This is a genomic window from Rhodophyticola sp. SM2404, from assembly GCF_053570515.1.
The window spans coordinates 405,922-422,886 of the sequence record NZ_JBSEDL010000002.1; the positions used below are offsets into that span (position 1 = coordinate 405,922).

General features: G+C 56.4%; 12 protein-coding genes and 1 tRNA gene. 2 read left to right on the forward strand and 11 right to left on the reverse strand.

Annotated features, from left to right (window positions below):
• Window positions 1-35 precede the first annotated feature (35 nt).
• The 9 genes from rpoC to ACTYEO_RS05065 all read right to left on the reverse strand — a co-directional run bounded on the left by rpoC (window position 36) and on the right by ACTYEO_RS05065 (window position 12,489).
• On the reverse strand, window positions 36-4,265 hold the full coding sequence (rpoC, locus tag ACTYEO_RS05025) for a DNA-directed RNA polymerase subunit beta' (RefSeq protein ID WP_449322611.1): 4,230 nt from the start codon (window positions 4,263-4,265) through the stop codon (window positions 36-38).
• A gap of 54 nt (window positions 4,266-4,319) precedes the next feature.
• Window positions 4,320-8,456, reverse strand: a complete 4,137-nt coding sequence (gene rpoB, locus ACTYEO_RS05030) for a DNA-directed RNA polymerase subunit beta (protein WP_449322612.1) — start codon at window positions 8,454-8,456, stop codon at window positions 4,320-4,322.
• 263 nt (window positions 8,457-8,719) lie between these two features.
• Window positions 8,720-9,100, reverse strand: coding sequence for a 50S ribosomal protein L7/L12 (gene rplL, locus ACTYEO_RS05035; protein ID WP_449322613.1), 381 nt, complete (start codon window positions 9,098-9,100; stop codon window positions 8,720-8,722).
• A 75-nt stretch (window positions 9,101-9,175) separates the two neighbouring features.
• A complete protein-coding gene (rplJ, locus tag ACTYEO_RS05040; protein WP_449322614.1) occupies window positions 9,176-9,688 on the reverse strand; it encodes a 50S ribosomal protein L10 in 513 nt (170 codons plus the stop codon).
• A 388-nt stretch (window positions 9,689-10,076) separates the two neighbouring features.
• Window positions 10,077-10,775 (reverse strand): 50S ribosomal protein L1, encoded by a 699-nt coding sequence (gene rplA, locus ACTYEO_RS05045; protein ID WP_449322615.1) that lies wholly within the window; start codon window positions 10,773-10,775, stop codon window positions 10,077-10,079.
• A 3-nt stretch (window positions 10,776-10,778) separates the two neighbouring features.
• Window positions 10,779-11,231 (reverse strand): 50S ribosomal protein L11, encoded by a 453-nt coding sequence (rplK, locus tag ACTYEO_RS05050; RefSeq protein ID WP_449322616.1) that lies wholly within the window; start codon window positions 11,229-11,231, stop codon window positions 10,779-10,781.
• A 131-nt stretch (window positions 11,232-11,362) separates the two neighbouring features.
• The gene (nusG, locus tag ACTYEO_RS05055; protein WP_449322617.1) at window positions 11,363-11,896 is read right to left on the reverse strand and encodes a transcription termination/antitermination protein NusG; all 534 of its coding nucleotides are present in this window, start codon (window positions 11,894-11,896) and stop codon (window positions 11,363-11,365) included.
• Between the two features lie 202 nt (window positions 11,897-12,098).
• Window positions 12,099-12,290, reverse strand: a complete 192-nt coding sequence (gene secE, locus ACTYEO_RS05060; RefSeq protein WP_449322618.1) for a preprotein translocase subunit SecE — start codon at window positions 12,288-12,290, stop codon at window positions 12,099-12,101.
• Window positions 12,291-12,413: 123 nt separating this feature from the next.
• Window positions 12,414-12,489: transfer RNA gene (locus tag ACTYEO_RS05065), tRNA-Trp, on the reverse strand.
• 127 nt (window positions 12,490-12,616) lie between these two features.
• On the opposite strand from ACTYEO_RS05065, the gene ACTYEO_RS05070 reads away from it, so the two are divergent.
• Entirely contained in the window at window positions 12,617-13,318 is a 702-nt protein-coding gene (locus ACTYEO_RS05070; protein WP_449322619.1) for a lysophospholipid acyltransferase family protein, read from the forward strand.
• A 73-nt stretch (window positions 13,319-13,391) separates the two neighbouring features.
• On the opposite strand, the gene tuf is transcribed toward ACTYEO_RS05070, so the two are convergent.
• Together tuf and ACTYEO_RS05080 are read right to left on the reverse strand one after the other, a co-directional pair.
• Window positions 13,392-14,567 (reverse strand): elongation factor Tu, encoded by a 1,176-nt coding sequence (gene tuf / locus ACTYEO_RS05075; RefSeq protein WP_449322605.1) that lies wholly within the window; start codon window positions 14,565-14,567, stop codon window positions 13,392-13,394.
• 123 nt (window positions 14,568-14,690) lie between these two features.
• Window positions 14,691-15,491 carry a hypothetical protein gene (locus ACTYEO_RS05080; protein ID WP_449322620.1) on the reverse strand — a complete coding sequence of 267 codons (801 nt, stop codon included), beginning with the start codon at window positions 15,489-15,491 and terminating at the stop codon, window positions 14,691-14,693.
• 119 nt (window positions 15,492-15,610) lie between these two features.
• On the opposite strand from ACTYEO_RS05080, the gene ACTYEO_RS05085 reads away from it, so the two are divergent.
• Window positions 15,611-16,957: a cytochrome P450 gene (locus ACTYEO_RS05085; RefSeq protein ID WP_449322621.1), complete on the forward strand. Its 1,347-nt coding sequence runs from the start codon at window positions 15,611-15,613 to the stop codon at window positions 16,955-16,957.
• The last annotated feature ends 8 nt before the right edge of the window (window positions 16,958-16,965 follow it).

Sequence of the window (16,965 nt, forward strand, 5' to 3'; positions counted from 1 at the left end):
CGGTTTGTTTTATTCAGATAGCATCCGCGCGCGGATCAATCCTCGGTGTTGTCTGCCTCAGCAGGAGCCGCCTCAGCCGAGGTGGTCTCTTCTGGGGCGGCGAGGGCTGCGGCGGCTGCCGCCTCTGCCTGAGCGGCCTCAATAACAACCGAGTCGCGCTCGGTGGCGATGCGGCGCACGTCTTGCGTCGCCCCACCCGTACCCGCAGGGATCAAGCGACCAACGATCACGTTCTCCTTGAGGCCAACAAGCTTGTCACGCTTGCCTTGGACCGAAGCTTCGGTAAGGACGCGGGTCGTCTCCTGGAAGGAGGCGGCCGATACGAAGGAACGTGTCTGCAAGGAGGCCTTGGTGATGCCGAGCAAGACAGGCTCACCAACTGCGGGGCGTCCGCCTTTGGCGATGGTCTTGGCATTCTCGGCTTCGAACTCGGCCTTATCGACATTCTCGCCTTTGAGAAGGGTCGATTCACCCGAGTCGAGGATCTCGATTTTTTGCAGCATCTGGCGAACAATCACCTCGATGTGCTTATCGTTGATCTTCACACCCTGCAGTCGATACACGTCCTGAACCTCATCGATGAGGTAATCAGCAAGCGCTTCGATCCCCAAGATCCGCAGAATATCATGCGGCGCGGGGTTACCATCCATGATGTAGTCACCCTTCTGGATGAAATCACCCTCGGCAACTGGGATGTGCTTGCCCTTGGGCACCATGTATTCGATCGGCTCGAGGCTCTCATCGGCAGGAACAATCGCGATACGGCGCTTGTTCTTGAAGTCGCGGCCAAATTTCACATAGCCATCGCGCTCGGCGATGATCGCGTGATCTTTTGGACGACGTGCCTCGAAGAGTTCGGCCACACGCGGCAGACCACCAGTAATATCTTTTGTCTTTGCGCCTTCACGAGGAATACGCGCGACAACATCACCCGCTTGGATGTCTTGGCCATCTTCGACCGACAAAATCGCATCCACCGACATCGTATAGGTGACGGGGTTGCCAAGGTCATTGCGCTGCGGTTCGCCATCTTCACCAACGATGATGATTTCAGGCTTGAGCTCATTGCCTTTCGGTGCTGCACGCCAGTCCGACACAATCTTCTGTGTCATGCCTGTCGCGTCATCGGTTTCTTCACGCAATGCGATACCGTTGATCAGGTCCACATACTTAACCTTACCCGCCTTCTCGGCGATGATCGGCAAAGTATAAGGGTCCCATTCAAAGAGGCGATCGCCGCGTGCAACCGTTGCACCCTCAGCAGCATGGACCTTGGAGCCATAGCCAAGCTTGTGGCTTGCGCGCTCAACACCATGCTCATCCATGATTGCCAGAACCATGTTACGGCCCATGACGATGCTTTCGCCTGCCGCATTGGTCAGAAGGTTCGCATTGCGGTATTCAACCACGCCTTCTTGGCCTGCTTCCTGGAAGGATTGCTGACCACCTTGCGCAACGCCGCCGATGTGGAATGTCCGCATAGTCAGCTGTGTGCCAGGCTCACCGATCGACTGAGCCGCGATGATACCAACCGCTTCGCCCGTGTTCACACGTGTACCACGTGCAAGGTCACGACCGTAGCAAGTGGCGCAAACGCCCTCTTCGGCTTCACAGGTCAGTGGCGAGCGGATCTTGACGGTTGCAACACCAGCCGCCTCAACGGCATCGGCCTTACGCTCGTCAATCAATTCACCGCGTGCAACGATCACTTCATCCGTGCCGGGAACCAGAATGTCCTCACCTGCGGTCCGGCCCAGAATACGCTCGGCCAGCGAGGAGACGACTTCACCGTCATTCACGGCCGCTTCGGCTGTGATGACGTTGTCCGTTCCACAATCGACCATACGCACGATGCAGTCCTGCGCCACGTCCACAAGACGGCGAGTCAGGTAGCCCGAGTTCGCCGTCTTCAGAGCGGTGTCCGACAGGCCCTTACGAGCGCCGTGTGTCGAGTTGAAGTACTCAAGAACGGTGAGGCCTTCTTTGAAGTTCGAGATGATCGGCGTCTCGATGATCTCGCCCGACGGCTTGGCCATAAGGCCGCGCATACCGCCAAGCTGCTTCATCTGGGTGACCGAACCACGCGCACCGGAGTGGGCCATCATATAGACCGAGTTCAGCTCGGATTCCGAACCGTCCTCGTCGAATTTCTTCGCCGAGATGGTCGACATCATCGCATCGGTTACTTTGTCATTGGCCTTCGACCATGCATCGATAACCTTGTTATACTTTTCGCCCTGAGTGATCAGGCCGTCCATATATTGCTGTTCGAACTCTTTCACTTGTTCGCGGGTTTCATCAACCAATTCCCACTTCGTCTCAGGCACGACCATGTCGTCCTTGCCGAAGGAAATACCAGCACGGAAGGCTTCGCGGAAACCCAGACCCATGATCTGGTCACAGAAGATGACACTCTCTTTCTGGCCACAGTAACGATACACGTTGTCGATAACCTGCTGGACTTCCTTCTTCCGCAGAAGACGGTTGACCAGATCGAAAGGTGCTTTGGCATTCAGCGGCAGAAGCGCGCCAAGACGCAAACGGCCTGGCGTGGTGTCAAAGCGCTGGAATACCTCATTGCCTTCGTCATCGATCTGCTTGACGCGTGCATTGATCTTGGCGTGCAGATGCACTTCACCAGCGGTCAGGGCATGCTCGACTTCTTCGATCGAGGAGAAGGACATGCCTTCGCCCTTCATGCCTTCGCGCTCCATCGTGATGTAATAGAGACCAAGGATCATATCCTGCGACGGAACAATGATCGGCGCGCCGTTTGCAGGCGACAGAACGTTGTTTGTCGACATCATCAGAACGCGTGCTTCCAACTGGGCCTCAAGGCTCAATGGAACATGCACGGCCATCTGGTCACCGTCGAAGTCAGCGTTAAACGCGGAACACACAAGCGGGTGCAGCTGGATGGCTTTGCCTTCAATCAAGACAGGCTCGAATGCCTGAATGCCAAGACGGTGCAGCGTAGGCGCACGGTTCAGGAGAACCGGATGCTCACGGATAACCTCGTCAAGAATATCCCAAACCTCGGGGCGCTCTTTCTCGACCAGCTTTTTGGCTTGCTTGACGGTCGAGGACAGGCCCTTGGCTTCAAGACGCGAATAGATGAACGGCTTGAACAGCTCCAGCGCCATCTTCTTGGGCAGACCGCACTGATGGAGCTTCAATTCGGGGCCAGTCACAATGACCGAACGACCCGAGAAGTCCACGCGCTTACCCAAAAGGTTCTGACGGAAGCGACCCTGCTTACCCTTCAGCATGTCCGAGAGCGATTTCAGCGGGCGCTTGTTGGCACCCGTAATCACGCGGCCACGACGGCCGTTATCGAACAAGGCGTCGACAGATTCCTGCAACATCCGCTTTTCGTTACGGATGATGATATCAGGCGCACGCAATTCGATCAGGCGCTTGAGGCGGTTGTTCCGGTTGATCACACGACGATAGAGGTCGTTGAGATCGGATGTCGCGAAACGGCCACCATCGAGCGGAACCAAGGGGCGCAGTTCTGGCGGGATCACGGGGATCACGGTCAGAACCATCCACTCGGGACGGTTGCCCGATTCAAGGAAGTTCTCGACGATCTTCAAACGCTTGATGATCTTCTTGGGCTTCAATTCGCCCGTGGCTTCCTTGAGGTCTTCGCGCAGCTGGTTTGCTTCGGCTTCAAGGTCGATATTGGCGAGCATCTCACGGATGGCTTCGGCACCGATATTGGCTTGGAACGCATCCGCGCCATAGGCGTCTTGCGCGTCGAGATATTCCTCTTCGCCCATCAACTGGCCATAGCTCAGGTCAGTCAGGCCAGGCTCGATCACCACGTAATTCTCGAAGTAGAGAATACGCTCGAGATCGCGCAGCGTCATGTCGAGCATGAGGCCGATGCGGCTTGGAAGCGATTTCAGGAACCAGATATGCGCAACGGGCGCGGCCAGTTCGATATGGCCCATACGCTCGCGGCGAACCTTCTGGAGGGTCACCTCAACACCACATTTCTCGCAGACAACGCCGCGATACTTCATGCGCTTATATTTACCGCAAAGGCATTCGTAATCCTTTACGGGTCCAAAGATACGCGCACAGAACAAGCCGTCACGCTCGGGCTTGAAGGTACGGTAATTGATGGTCTCTGGCTTTTTGATCTCACCAAAGGACCAGCTGAGGATACGCTCAGGGCTGGCAAGTGAAACCTTGATCTCGTCGAAGGCTTTTGGGGCCATCAGCGGGTTGAACGGGTTGTTGGTAATTTCCTGGTTCATTTTCAAATCCTTGAAGTGGGGCAGAGGGGAGAGGAAGCGGGGGTGACCCCGCGGTTATTCCTCATCCTCTGCATCCAGGAGTTCCATATTGAGGCCCAAACCGCGGACCTCCTTGACGAGAACGTTGAACGATTCAGGCACACCAGCCTCGAAATTGTCTTCGCCCTTGACGATCGATTCATAGACCTTGGTCCGGCCTGCGACGTCATCCGACTTCACCGTCAGCATTTCCTGCAAGGTGTAGGCGGCGCCGTAAGCTTCCAGAGCCCAGACCTCCATCTCACCAAAGCGCTGACCACCGAACTGCGCTTTACCACCCAGCGGCTGCTGGGTCACAAGGCTGTAAGGCCCTGTGGAACGCGCGTGGATTTTGTCATCCACAAGGTGGTGCAGTTTGAGCAGGTATTTGACACCCACGGTAACCTTACGCGCGAATTTATCGCCCGTGCGGCCATCGAAGAGATCAGACTGACCGGAGGTGTCGAACCCGGCACGCGTCAGCGCGTCGTTCACGTCAGCCTCTTTGGCACCATCAAAGACAGGTGTCGCAATCGGAACACCGCGCGTCACATTGGATGCGGCCTCCAGAACCTGTGCTTCATCCATCGGACCGAAGGCATCGGAATAGACCTCATCGCCATAAGCGATTTTCAGAGCATCACGCACAGGGGTCATGTCGCCCGAGCGGCGGTACTCATCCAGTGCCTCATCGATCTGAAGACCGAGCGAACGTGCCGCCCAACCCATATGGGTTTCGAGAATCTGACCGACATTCATACGCGAAGGCACGCCGAGCGGGTTCAACACGAAATCAACAGGGGTACCATCTGCGAGGAACGGCATGTCCTCCATTGGCACCACTTTCGAGATCACACCTTTGTTGCCGTGACGGCCAGCCATCTTGTCACCAGGCTGAAGCTTGCGCTTCACCGCGATGAAGACTTTGACCATCTTCATCACGCCCGGGGGCAGATCGTCGCCGCGGCGAACCTTCTCGACCTTATCTTCAAAACGCAGATCCATTGTCCGCTTTTGAGCTTCGAATTGCTGGTTCAGCGCCTCGACCTCGGCGGCGTCTTTTTCGTCGCCCAAGGCAAGCTGCCACCACTGGCCATGGCTCAGCGTTTCCAGCAGCTCCTCGGTGATTTCCGAACCCGATTTGACACCTTTGGGGCCTTTGACGGCCTCTTTGCCAAGGATCATGGATTTCAGACGCGCATAGATGTTGCGCTCGAGGATGACCAATTCGTCGTCACGGTCACGTGCCAGACGCTCGACCATTTCACGCTCAATCTGCAGCGCACGCTCGTCTTTTTCCACACCATGGCGGTTAAAGACACGCACTTCCACGACCGTGCCGAAATCACCGGGCGGCAAACGCAGCGAGGTGTCACGAACATCGGAGGCTTTCTCACCGAAGATGGCACGCAGAAGCTTTTCTTCAGGTGTCATCGGGCTTTCACCCTTCGGTGTGATCTTGCCCACAAGAATATCACCTGGGCCAACATCGGCACCGATATAAACGATGCCCGCCTCGTCGAGGTTGCGCAGCGCTTCTTCACCGACATTGGGGATATCACGGGTGATTTCTTCTGGCCCAAGCTTGGTGTCACGGGCGGCGACTTCGAATTCCTCGATATGGATCGAGGTGAAGACGTCGTCACGCACGATGCGCTCAGAGATCAAAATGGAGTCTTCGTAGTTGTAACCGTTCCAAGGCATAAACGCGACGACCACGTTTTTGCCAAGTGCCAATTCGCCCATATCCGTAGATGGACCATCAGCAATCACTTCGTTCTTGGACACACGATCACCGACCTTCACCAGCGGACGCTGGTTGATGCAGGTGTTCTGGTTTGAACGCTGGAACTTGCGCAGGCGGTAGATATCGACGCCCGCATCGCCCAACTCGAGATCTTCGGTCGCGCGCACAACGATACGCTGCGCATCGACTTGGTCGATGATGCCGCCGCGCTTGGCCATAATGGATGCGCCGGAGTCTTTGGCGACAACGCTTTCAATACCAGTGCCGACGAAAGGTGCATCCGCTTGCAGAAGCGGCACAGCCTGACGTTGCATGTTCGATCCCATAAGCGCGCGGTTCGCGTCGTCATTCTCGAGGAATGGGATCAACGAGGCCGCAACCGAGACCAACTGCTTGGGCGACACGTCGATCAGATCAACGCTTTCATTCGGGGCAAGCGTGTATTCGCCCGACTGACGTGTATTGACCAGATCGTTCATGAAACGACCCTCACCATCGAGATTGGCGTTCGCCTGAGCCACAGTGTGGCGCATCTCTTCGGTCGCGGACATATAGACCACGTCATCAGTGACCTTGCCGTCGGTAACGCGGCGATAAGGTGTTTCGATGAAGCCGTATTTATTCACCCGCGCGAAAGTCGCGAGGCTGTTGATCAGACCAATATTCGGGCCTTCCGGCGTCTCAATCGGGCACATACGGCCGTAATGGGTTGGGTGAACGTCACGCACCTCAAAGCCCGCACGTTCACGCGTCAGACCACCTGGCCCGAGCGCGGAAAGACGACGCTTATGCGTAACTTCGGACAGCGGGTTCGTCTGGTCCATGAACTGCGACAGCTGCGAGGAACCGAAGAATTCACGTACCGAAGCGGCCGCTGGTTTCGCGTTGATCAGATCCTGCGGCATGACCGTGTCGATCTCGACCGAGGACATACGCTCCTTGATGGCACGCTCCATGCGGAGAAGGCCAACACGGTACTGGTTTTCCATCAACTCGCCGACCGAGCGGACACGACGGTTGCCGAGGTGGTCGATATCGTCCACATCGCCGCGGCCATCACGCAGATCAACAAGCGCTTTGACACAGGCCACGATGTCTTCGTTACGCAGGGTGCGCATTGTATCTTCGGCATCCAGAGCCAGACGCATGTTCATTTTCACACGTCCAACAGCCGAGAGGTCATAACGCTCGGAGTCGAAGAACAATGTGTCAAACAGGGCCGAGGCAGCCTCGACAGTGGGTGGCTCACCCGGACGCATCACGCGGTAGATATCCATGAGCGCAGTATCGCGGTTCATGTTCTTATCTGCCGCAAGCGTGTTGCGCATATAGGCACCGACATTGATGTTATCGATGTCGAGAACGGGGATGTCGGTCACGCCAGCATCCATCAGGTCCTGCAGGGTACCGCCAGTGATGTTGCCTTCCTTGTCATATTCAAGGGTCAGCTCATCGCCAGCTTCGACATAGATCGCGCCTGTTTCTTCATCGATGATGTCCTTGGCCACAAAGCGGCCAACGATCTGATCGAAAGGCAAAAGCAGATTTTCAACAGCACCTTCATCGATCAGCTGTTTAACGGCACGCGGGGTGACCTTCTTGCCAGCTTCGGCAATCACTTCACCTGTTTTGGCGTCAACCAGATCGAATGTCGGACGTGTGCCGCGGACACGCTCGGGGAAGAACGGTGTGACCCAGCCTTTGTTCTTCTCAAGCTTGAAATCAACGGTTTCGTAATAGGCATCCATGATGCTTTCCTGATTCATGCCGAGGGCATAGAGCAGGGTCGTCACAGGAAGCTTACGACGGCGGTCGATACGCGCGAAGACAAGGTCTTTCGCGTCGAATTCGAAATCCAGCCACGAGCCGCGATATGGGATAATGCGGCAGGCAAACAGCAGCTTGCCCGAGCTGTGGGTTTTGCCTTTGTCGTGATCAAAGAACACGCCGGGCGAACGGTGCATCTGGGAAACGATCACACGCTCGGTGCCATTCACAATGAATGTGCCGTTCGGTGTCATGAGGGGCATGTCACCCATGAACACGTCTTGTTCTTTGATGTCCTTGACCGATTTTGCGCCTGTATCTTCATCGATATCAAACACGATCAAGCGCAGCGTCACCTTGAGGGGAGCTGCGTAAGTCAAGTCGCGCTGCTGGCATTCATCGACGTCGAATTTCGGCGTCTCCAGCTCATATTTGACGAATTCGAGAATCGCGGTCTCGTTGAAATCCTTGATCGGGAAAACCGATTGGAAAACACCTTTGATGCCTTCGCCGTCAAGCGGCTGTGGCTGGTCACCGGATTTCAGGAAGAGGTCATAGGACGACTTCTGAACTTCGATGAGGTTTGGCATCTCCAATACTTCGCGGATTTTGCCATAAAATTTGCGGATACGTTTCTGGCCTGCGTAGGTCTGAGCCATGCTCTCAAACACCTTTCCGTTTCTTTAGCATCACACGCCGTCGGGGCCACGGCGAGGAAGCAACGAAACAAGACGAGCGGATCAATTCATGTCTGCCGTCCCACCGACAAACTCCCGATCCATACGCCACGTCTAGAAGAGGGTCCCTTAGGCGATCCGTCCTGCGGATAGGGGGCCCTCGTCAAGACGAGGATAGCTGGACCCGAGAAAACCCGCGTCCAGCCAAATTTCTTTCAGCATCCGACCCGAAAGGTCGGGGCTGATTACTTGAGTTCCACCTCGGCGCCAGCTGCTTCCAGCTTGCCTTTGATGTCCTCTGCTTCTGCCTTGTCGACGCCTTCTTTGACGGCTTTGCCGCCAGCTTCGACGAGGTCTTTGGCTTCTTTCAGGCCAAGACCAGTGATCGCGCGAACTTCTTTGATCACGTTGATCTTGCTTGCGCCTGCGGACTTGAGGATGACGTCAAACTCAGTCTGCTCGGCAGCAGCTGCGCCACCGGCGTCGCCACCAGCTGCAGCCATCATTACTGCGCCGCCAGCTGCGGGCTCGATGCCATACTCGTCCTTGAGGATGGTTTTCAGTTCTTGTGCTTCGAGAAGGGTCAGACCCACGATCTCTTCAGCAAGTTTTTTCAGATCAGCCATTTTCACGGTTTCCGTATTTAAGTTTGTGTTCCAACATCGCTTGGGTTTGCCATGCGACGGGTCTCAAAGGTTGCTTTACGCGGCCTTCTCTTCGATGGTCGAAAGAATGCTCGCGATATTCGAAGCAGGTGCACCAATTGCGCCAGCAAGGTTCGAAGCAGGTGCGCCGATACAGCCAACGATCGAAGCGATAAGCTCCTCACGCGACGGCATAGCAGCCACAGCTTTGACACCAGCCTGATCAAGAACTGTTTCGCCCATTGAACCGCCGAGGATGACGAATTTGTCATTCTCTTTGGCGTAATCGTTGGCAACCTTGGCCGCAGCCACAGGATCCTCGGAATAGGACAAGACAGTCATACCAGTCATCAGGTCGGCGATGCCTTGGGCAGGCGTTCCCTGAAGGGCGATTTTGGCGAGCCTGTTCTTGGCGACACGTACGGAACCACCAGCATCGCTCATGCGTGCGCGTAGATCCTGCATCTCAGCAACCGTGAGGCCCGCGTAGTGACTTACTACAACGACGCCAGAGCTTTCGAAGATCTGGCCGAGTTCCTCGACCACGCTCTCTTTTTGGGCTCTATCCACAGTTTCACTCCAATTTGGGGTTGGTCTCCCACACCCCGGCTCAAGTTTGGCGGGTTGCCCCGCCACTTCGGATCCAAGTCAGGGGCCCGAGCCTAATCGCCAGAGGGAAAACCCTACGGAAATTTTTAACTCGTTTCCCATCTCAGGAAGGAATTACAGGGACTTAACCCAACCCTCCGTCTCGGACAGGTCACCTCACGCACGAATCGCACGCAAGGATCGAAAGGGGGCCATACGACAGATCGGGAAAAAACCCAATAGCCGATTGACGATATGACGATCACATCGCCAAAACGGCTCTGTCTGACCCCGCCTCCCGCATCATGCCATCACGGCATAAATCGGGAATGGTTTGGCCCCCGCCCGAATGGAGCGGAGGCCAGTTAACTTAGTTGCCGGTTGCGTTCTCAACATTGAGAGACACGCCAGGGCCCATGGTGGAGCACAGCGAGATCTTCTTGAGATACGCGCCTTTTGCACCAGCAGGACGTGCCTTGGAGACAGCATCAACATAGGCGCGCACGTTCTCAACCAGCTTGGCTGCGTCAAAGCTTGCCTTGCCGATTGCCGAGTGCAGAACACCCGCTTTCTCGACCTTGAACTGGACCTGACCACCTTTGGCGGCCTCAACAGCGGCTTTGACATCCATTGTTACCGTGCCGATTTTCGGGTTCGGCATCAGGTTACGGGGGCCAAGCACTTTACCAAGACGACCAACAATCGGCATCATGTCAGGTGTTGCGATGCAGCGGTCAAATTCGATCTTGCCCGACTGAACCGTTTCCATCAGATCTTCGGCGCCAACAATATCGGCACCAGCAGCGGTGGCTTCATCAGCCTTAGGGCCACGTGCGAAAACCGCAACGCGAACCGATTTACCTGTGCCATTTGGCAGATCAACTGTACCACGGACCATCTGGTCTGCGTGGCGCGGATCAACACCAAGATTGACGGCGATTTCGATCGACTCGTCAAATTTGGCATTTGCATGCGCTTTGATCAGCTCGACCGCCTCTTCGACAGTCAGCTCTTCTTTGCCAGCGAAAGCGGCGCGGGCAGCCGTTGTACGTTTACCAAACTTGGCCATGACTTACCCTTTCACCTCGATACCCATCGACTTGGCGGAACCAAGGATGATCTGCATTGCTGCTTCAACGTCATTCGCCGAGAGGTCTTTCATTTTCGCCTCAGCGATTTCGCGAACCTGAGCAACCGAAACGGTGCCAACAGTTTCACGACCAGGCGTTTCCGCACCACGAGGGCGGTTACGCTTGCCTTGGTTCTTAAGACCAGCAGCTTTTTTCAGGTAATAGGACGCAGGTGGCGTCTTGATGTCCATTGTGAAGGACTTGTCCTGATAATAGGTGATCACGGTCGGGCAAGGTGCGCCTTGTTCCATTTCCTGTGTCTTGGCGTTGAACGCCTTACAGAATTCCATGATGTTGATACCACGCTGACCGAGGGCAGGGCCCACGGGTGGCGAGGGGTTGGCTTGACCTGCAGGGATCTGCAGCTTCATCGTGCCAGCAAGTTTCTTGGCCATTTGGCCTCTCCTTCTTTCCAACAAAGCCCTAACGCGTCGGGGCCTTTTCAGTGTTGCTGTGGTCTGGTCCGGTGCGCGCGCGCCCCTCGCCTCCCACATTTACTGGCGCCGGAGTTCGGCGCCGCTTCGCCTCAGATCTGCTTGGAGACCTGAGTGAATTCCAGTTCAACGGGCGTCGCGCGGCCAAAGATCGATACCGTCACCTTCAGGCGCTGGTTCTCTTCGTCCACGTCTTCGACCATGCCGTCGAAATCTTCGAACGGACCTTCGTTGACCTTGACCTTTTCACCAACCTCGAAGGTGATTGTCGAGCGCGGCGAGGACTCGCCTTCCTCAACACGGTTCAGGATAGAATTTACTTCTTCGTCACGCATGGGCATCGGACGACCCTGCGGGCCGAGGAAACCTGTAACGCGCGGGATCGAGGAGACCGCGTGATACGCACGGTCCGTCAGGTCCATCCGCACAAGCACATAGCCAGGCATGAAGCGGCGCGGCACGGTCACTTTCTTGCCGCGGCGGATCTCAATCACTTCTTCTTCGGGAACGAGAACTTCGTCGATCTCTTCCTCGAGGCCCTTTTCGGCCACGGCGTTTCTGATCTGCTCGGCGATGCGCTTCTCGTAATTCGAAAGCACACTGACCGAATACCACCGTTTCGCCATGTCGTCTTGCCCATCCTAGTAACGGCGCCAAAGGCTGCCGGAAATTCCAAAAATCCAGAGGCTTAGATAAAACACAACCCTCTGGCCCCAACAAAAAACAGCGCGCATCTCGAATCGACGCACGCCATGATCTTGGGATTGAGGGGTGTCCTACATCCCAGCCCCGCGAAAATCAAGGGCTTAGCACCCCTTCCCCCGTGCCTTACGAGAAGGTGGTCAGGATCAATTCAAGCGTCTGACGGATCAGCCAATCCACTCCGAAAAAGAAAATGGCTGACACAACCGCCAACATGAACACCATCGCCGTCGTCAAAAGAACCTCACGGCGTGTAGGCCATGTGATCTTGCCGATCTCGGAGCGGGTCTGCTGGATGAACTGAAGAGGGTTTGTCATTGATCTGTCCCATATCACGGAATGAAGGGCATATACGATCACATGGACCCGGGCGCAAGGCACCCTCTCGCGCCTTTGCGCGGGCGCAGGGCGACCCAAGGATCGTTTTTGCAGGATTGGCCTTGGCAGGGGCAGCAGGATTCGAACCCGCGGCCTACGGATTTGGAATCCGTTGCTCTACCAACTGAGCTATACCCCTAAGGCCGAGGCAGTCATTAGCCTCGCGCCTTGGGCAATGCAAGAGGATTGGCGCGGGGAATCGGCGATGCGGCCAAAAACCTTCCCGCGCATTGACCACAAGCGCATGATAGGCCAAGTCCTGCGCAATGCTAAAAAACCTTCGAACCTCAATTGCGAACTCGGATCGCATGAACCAGATCGTGGCGGGCCTCTTTGCCAAATGGTCAGGCTTCGTGCGTGCAACCAGCCATGTCGAAGAAGACGGCTGGGATGCGGTCGCTGCCGCCTTGGAGGCCCATGGCGCGATTATCATCGTATGCTGGCATCAACGCCTAATGATGACGCCTTACATGTTCGACCTTGAAAAAGCTCCCTGCCGCAGTCTGACCTCGAATGCGCGCGCAGGGCGTTTGGTGGGCTGGGTGCACCGCCATTTCGGGTATGAGACCATGCCAATGCCCAAAGGCGTGTTGGGCGCTGCCGAAATGCGCACCGTCCTGAAGGGGCTAAAGCAGGGCATTTCAATCGGGATATCGCCTGACGGCCCCCGTGGCCCCGCCCGCAAAGCCAAACTCACCCCCATTCAATGGGCGCGGGTCTCGCAGGTGCCTGTTGTGAATTTCACCTTCTCGGCCAAACGCTTTGTCACTTGGCCAACATGGGACAGCCTGATGTTCCCCCTGCCCTTCACCCGCCTTGCCCTGACATGGCGCATTTGGGATGCCGAGGTTCCCGAACGCATGTCGGATGCCGAGGCACAAGCCATGGCGCAGGCGCTGGAAGGTTTTATGGATGACTGCGCGCTAGAGGCCGATCTCAAGGTGGGCCATAGCGGCGCACAACTCTGAAACTTCTTTAGCTCTGGATACAAAAAGGCCGCCCCGAAGGAGCGGCCTTTTCGATATCTGGATTGGTATCAGATCACTCGATGATCTTAGATACGACGCCGGCGCCGACTGTGCGGCCACCTTCGCGGATCGCGAAGCGCAGGCCGTCTTCCATGGCGATGGGAGCGATCAGCTCAACACCGAAGGAGACGTTGTCGCCTGGCATAACCATTTCCGTGCCCTCAGCCAGCTGAACAGTGCCAGTGACGTCGGTGGTGCGGAAGTAGAACTGTGGACGATAGTTCGCGAAGAATGGCGTGTGACGGCCACCTTCCTCTTTGGTGAGGATATAGGCTTCTGCTTCGAACTTCGTGTGCGGCTTAACCGAACCAGGCTTACAAAGAACCTGACCACGCTCAACACCTTCACGGTCAACACCGCGAAGAAGTGCACCGATATTGTCGCCCGCTTCACCGCGATCAAGCAGCTTGCGGAACATTTCAACACCAGTACAGGTCGTCTTGGTCGTGTCACGGATGCCAACGATTTCGATCTCGTCGCCAACATTGATCACGCCACGCTCAACACGGCCAGTCACAACAGTACCACGACCAGAGATCGAGAATACGTCTTCGATTGGCATCAGGAACGGCAGGTCAACTGCACGTGCCGGTGTCGGGATATAGGTGTCAACAGCTTCGAGAAGCTCACGGATCGAGTTCTCACCAATCTCAGCGTCACGCTCTTCCATCGCCGCCAGAGCAGAGCCCTTAACGATTGGGATATCGTCGCCAGGATACTCATAGGAGGTCAGCAGTTCACGGATTTCCATCTCGACGAGCTCGAGAAGCTCTTCGTCGTCAACCTGATCAACCTTGTTCATGTAAACAACCATGTAGGGAATACCCACCTGGCGGCCGAGAAGGATGTGCTCACGGGTCTGGGGCATAGGGCCGTCAGCCGCGTTCACAACGAGGATCGCACCATCCATCTGAGCCGCACCAGTGATCATGTTCTTCACATAGTCAGCGTGGCCAGGGCAGTCGACATGCGCGTAGTGGCGTGCCTCGGTCTCGTACTCAACGTGAGCCGTCGAGATCGTGATGCCGCGTGCTTTTTCCTCAGGCGCACCATCAATCTGGTCATATGCCTGGAAATCACCGAAATACTTCGTAATCGCCGCCGTCAGTGTCGTCTTGCCATGGTCAACGTGACCAATCGTGCCGATGTTAACGTGCGGTTTCGTACGTTCAAACTTTTCCTTTGCCATCGCCCTTGCGCCTCATGCATTGGGGGGCCGAATAAGAGCCCGATTCAACATGGCGCGGTCGTTACGAGGCTTGGAGAGAAAAATCAAGGGATCAGATGCACCCACCCATCTCTGAACGACGCTTTATGGCAGGGTTTGCACAGTTGTCTGCCCTGCGGGGTCCCCAACAGGTTGCTCGGGGCGCGGGCATGGCAGAACCAGCGATGTCGCGGGATCACAGGCGGGGGCCGCCGAGACGCCTTCAACGGAAGCCTCAAGCGGCTCGATAAGCGCAGCATCAGCGCCCTCAGATAGCACGGCTTCATCTGGTGTTTCGCTCAGAACTTCGCCCTCGGATGCAACCGCAATCGCGGCCACTTCTTCGACCGCCTCTGCTGCGATCTCGGGGTCGATATCGAACCATTCGGGGTTCTCCAGCATCCACAATTGCACACGCCGCACGAGGTTACGGGCAAGAATTTGCATCTGTTCTTCACGATTGCGCGCAAAACCCGACCCGATCACAGTCGCGGCTGAGGCGCCCTCGAATACGGTAATCTGGTTCGGCTCGTCATGCAGTTTCTCACCTGCGGCGTCATCCCAGATATTTGCCGAAACCACGAGAATCGATTTCGGCGCAAGCAAAACCGGAATTCCGGGAGGGGCGAGAGAATAGCCATCCACATTCAGGGCAATGTGATAGAGGCGGTCGCCCTCATAGGAATCAAAGCGGCGCTCGATTTCGGAGGTTAAAATCGCCTCCCACTCATCAGGCGTGGCATTTCGGGAGGGCGGAACCTGCTGCATGTTATCCGCCACCACGATATTATAGGCGAGGCGGAAATCGCCCATTTCAGGCAATTCTTCATCCAGAGGGTCCTGTGCCGCGCATCCCGCGAGAAACAAAATCAAACCAAGGGTCGAAAGGCGGGCAACAAGGCGCATATGCGTCTCCGGATAGGGGAACGGTCCGCACCGAGATAGCCTAGCCAGCCCTTTCGCGCAACGCATCTGCGTTGAACTCGGCGCGATCAAGTCTATCTCCCAGAGAAAGGAGAAACGTGATGGCCGAACCAGTTTCAGCAGCTTTGCCGATCGAGCGGATGAGCCTTTGGGAAAGCTATCAGGCCGCAAGGCGCAATATCCTTGAAATCATCCCCGATGCCGCGCTGGATCGTGACATTATTTCGGGGCGGACAGGCCCGCAGCGTTGGCATATGGTCATGATGCCCAAAGCGATCCGTAAAATCCTTCTGGAAAACGTTGAGAATTACCCAAAATCCACCGCAACCAAAGCCGTTTTGGAACCCGCCATCGGCGAGAGCCTTTTCACCGCAGAAGGGGCCAATTGGCGCTGGCAAAGGCGGGCCGCAGCACCTGCATTCTCGGCACGCAATGTCGCGCAACTGACCCCTGTCATGTCGGCTGCCGCCGAAGCCGCCTGCCAGCGTATGGAGGGGCATATCGGGCGCGGTGTGAACTGCCTCGAGGAAATGACCAGCGTGACCTATGATATCATCACGCGGGTATCGCTTGGCGAAGACGGAACCGTGGACCGTGCCGAGGCGAGCGCCGCCTTGGATCACTATATCGACCAAGCCGCGCGGATTTCGATGCTCGACATGGTGGGTGCGCCTCCATGGATTCCTCGCCCTGGCCGCAAAGCCGCCGCCGCGCAGCTGTCACATGTGCAATCCCAATTGGACCAAGCGATAGACGAGCGGCGCAAGAGCGGCAGCAGCGAACAGATCGATCTGCTTGATCTGATCCTTGACGCCGCAGACCCGAAATCAGGGCGCGCCATGACAACCGAGGAGATGCGGCACAACCTTCTGACCTTCATCGTTGCAGGCCATGAAACCACCGCGCTCACACTGGCTTGGGCGCTGTATTTGCTGGCAGGCGACAGCGCGGCACAGACAAAGGCACGTGACGAGGCGCAAGCCGTCTTGGGCGACAGAATTGCCGAAGCGAAGGATGTCGAAAACCTGCCCTTCATTCGCCAAGTGATCGAGGAAAGCCTGAGGCTCTACCCGCCGGGCGGTTTTCTGTCGCGCACGGCGCAGGCTGATGATGAGTTAGAAGGCGCCCAAGTCAGGCAAGGGGATACCGTTATCATTCCCGTCTATGGTGTGCATCGGCACCGCAAGCTCTGGGATGCGCCCAATGAATTCCGCCCTGAGCGTTGGGAAAACCGCAGCGCCATTGATCGCTACCAATTCCTGCCTTTTGGGGATGGCCCACGCATCTGTATCGGCGCGGCTTTCGCCATGCAGGAAGCCATCGTTATTCTGGCCTCCATGCTGGCACGGTTCCGCTTCAAATCTATCAAAGGCAAAGAACCCAAGCCCGTGATGATCCTGACACTCAGGCCCGAAGGCGGCGTCTGGCTGGAAGTCGAACGCGTCTAGACCCGCAC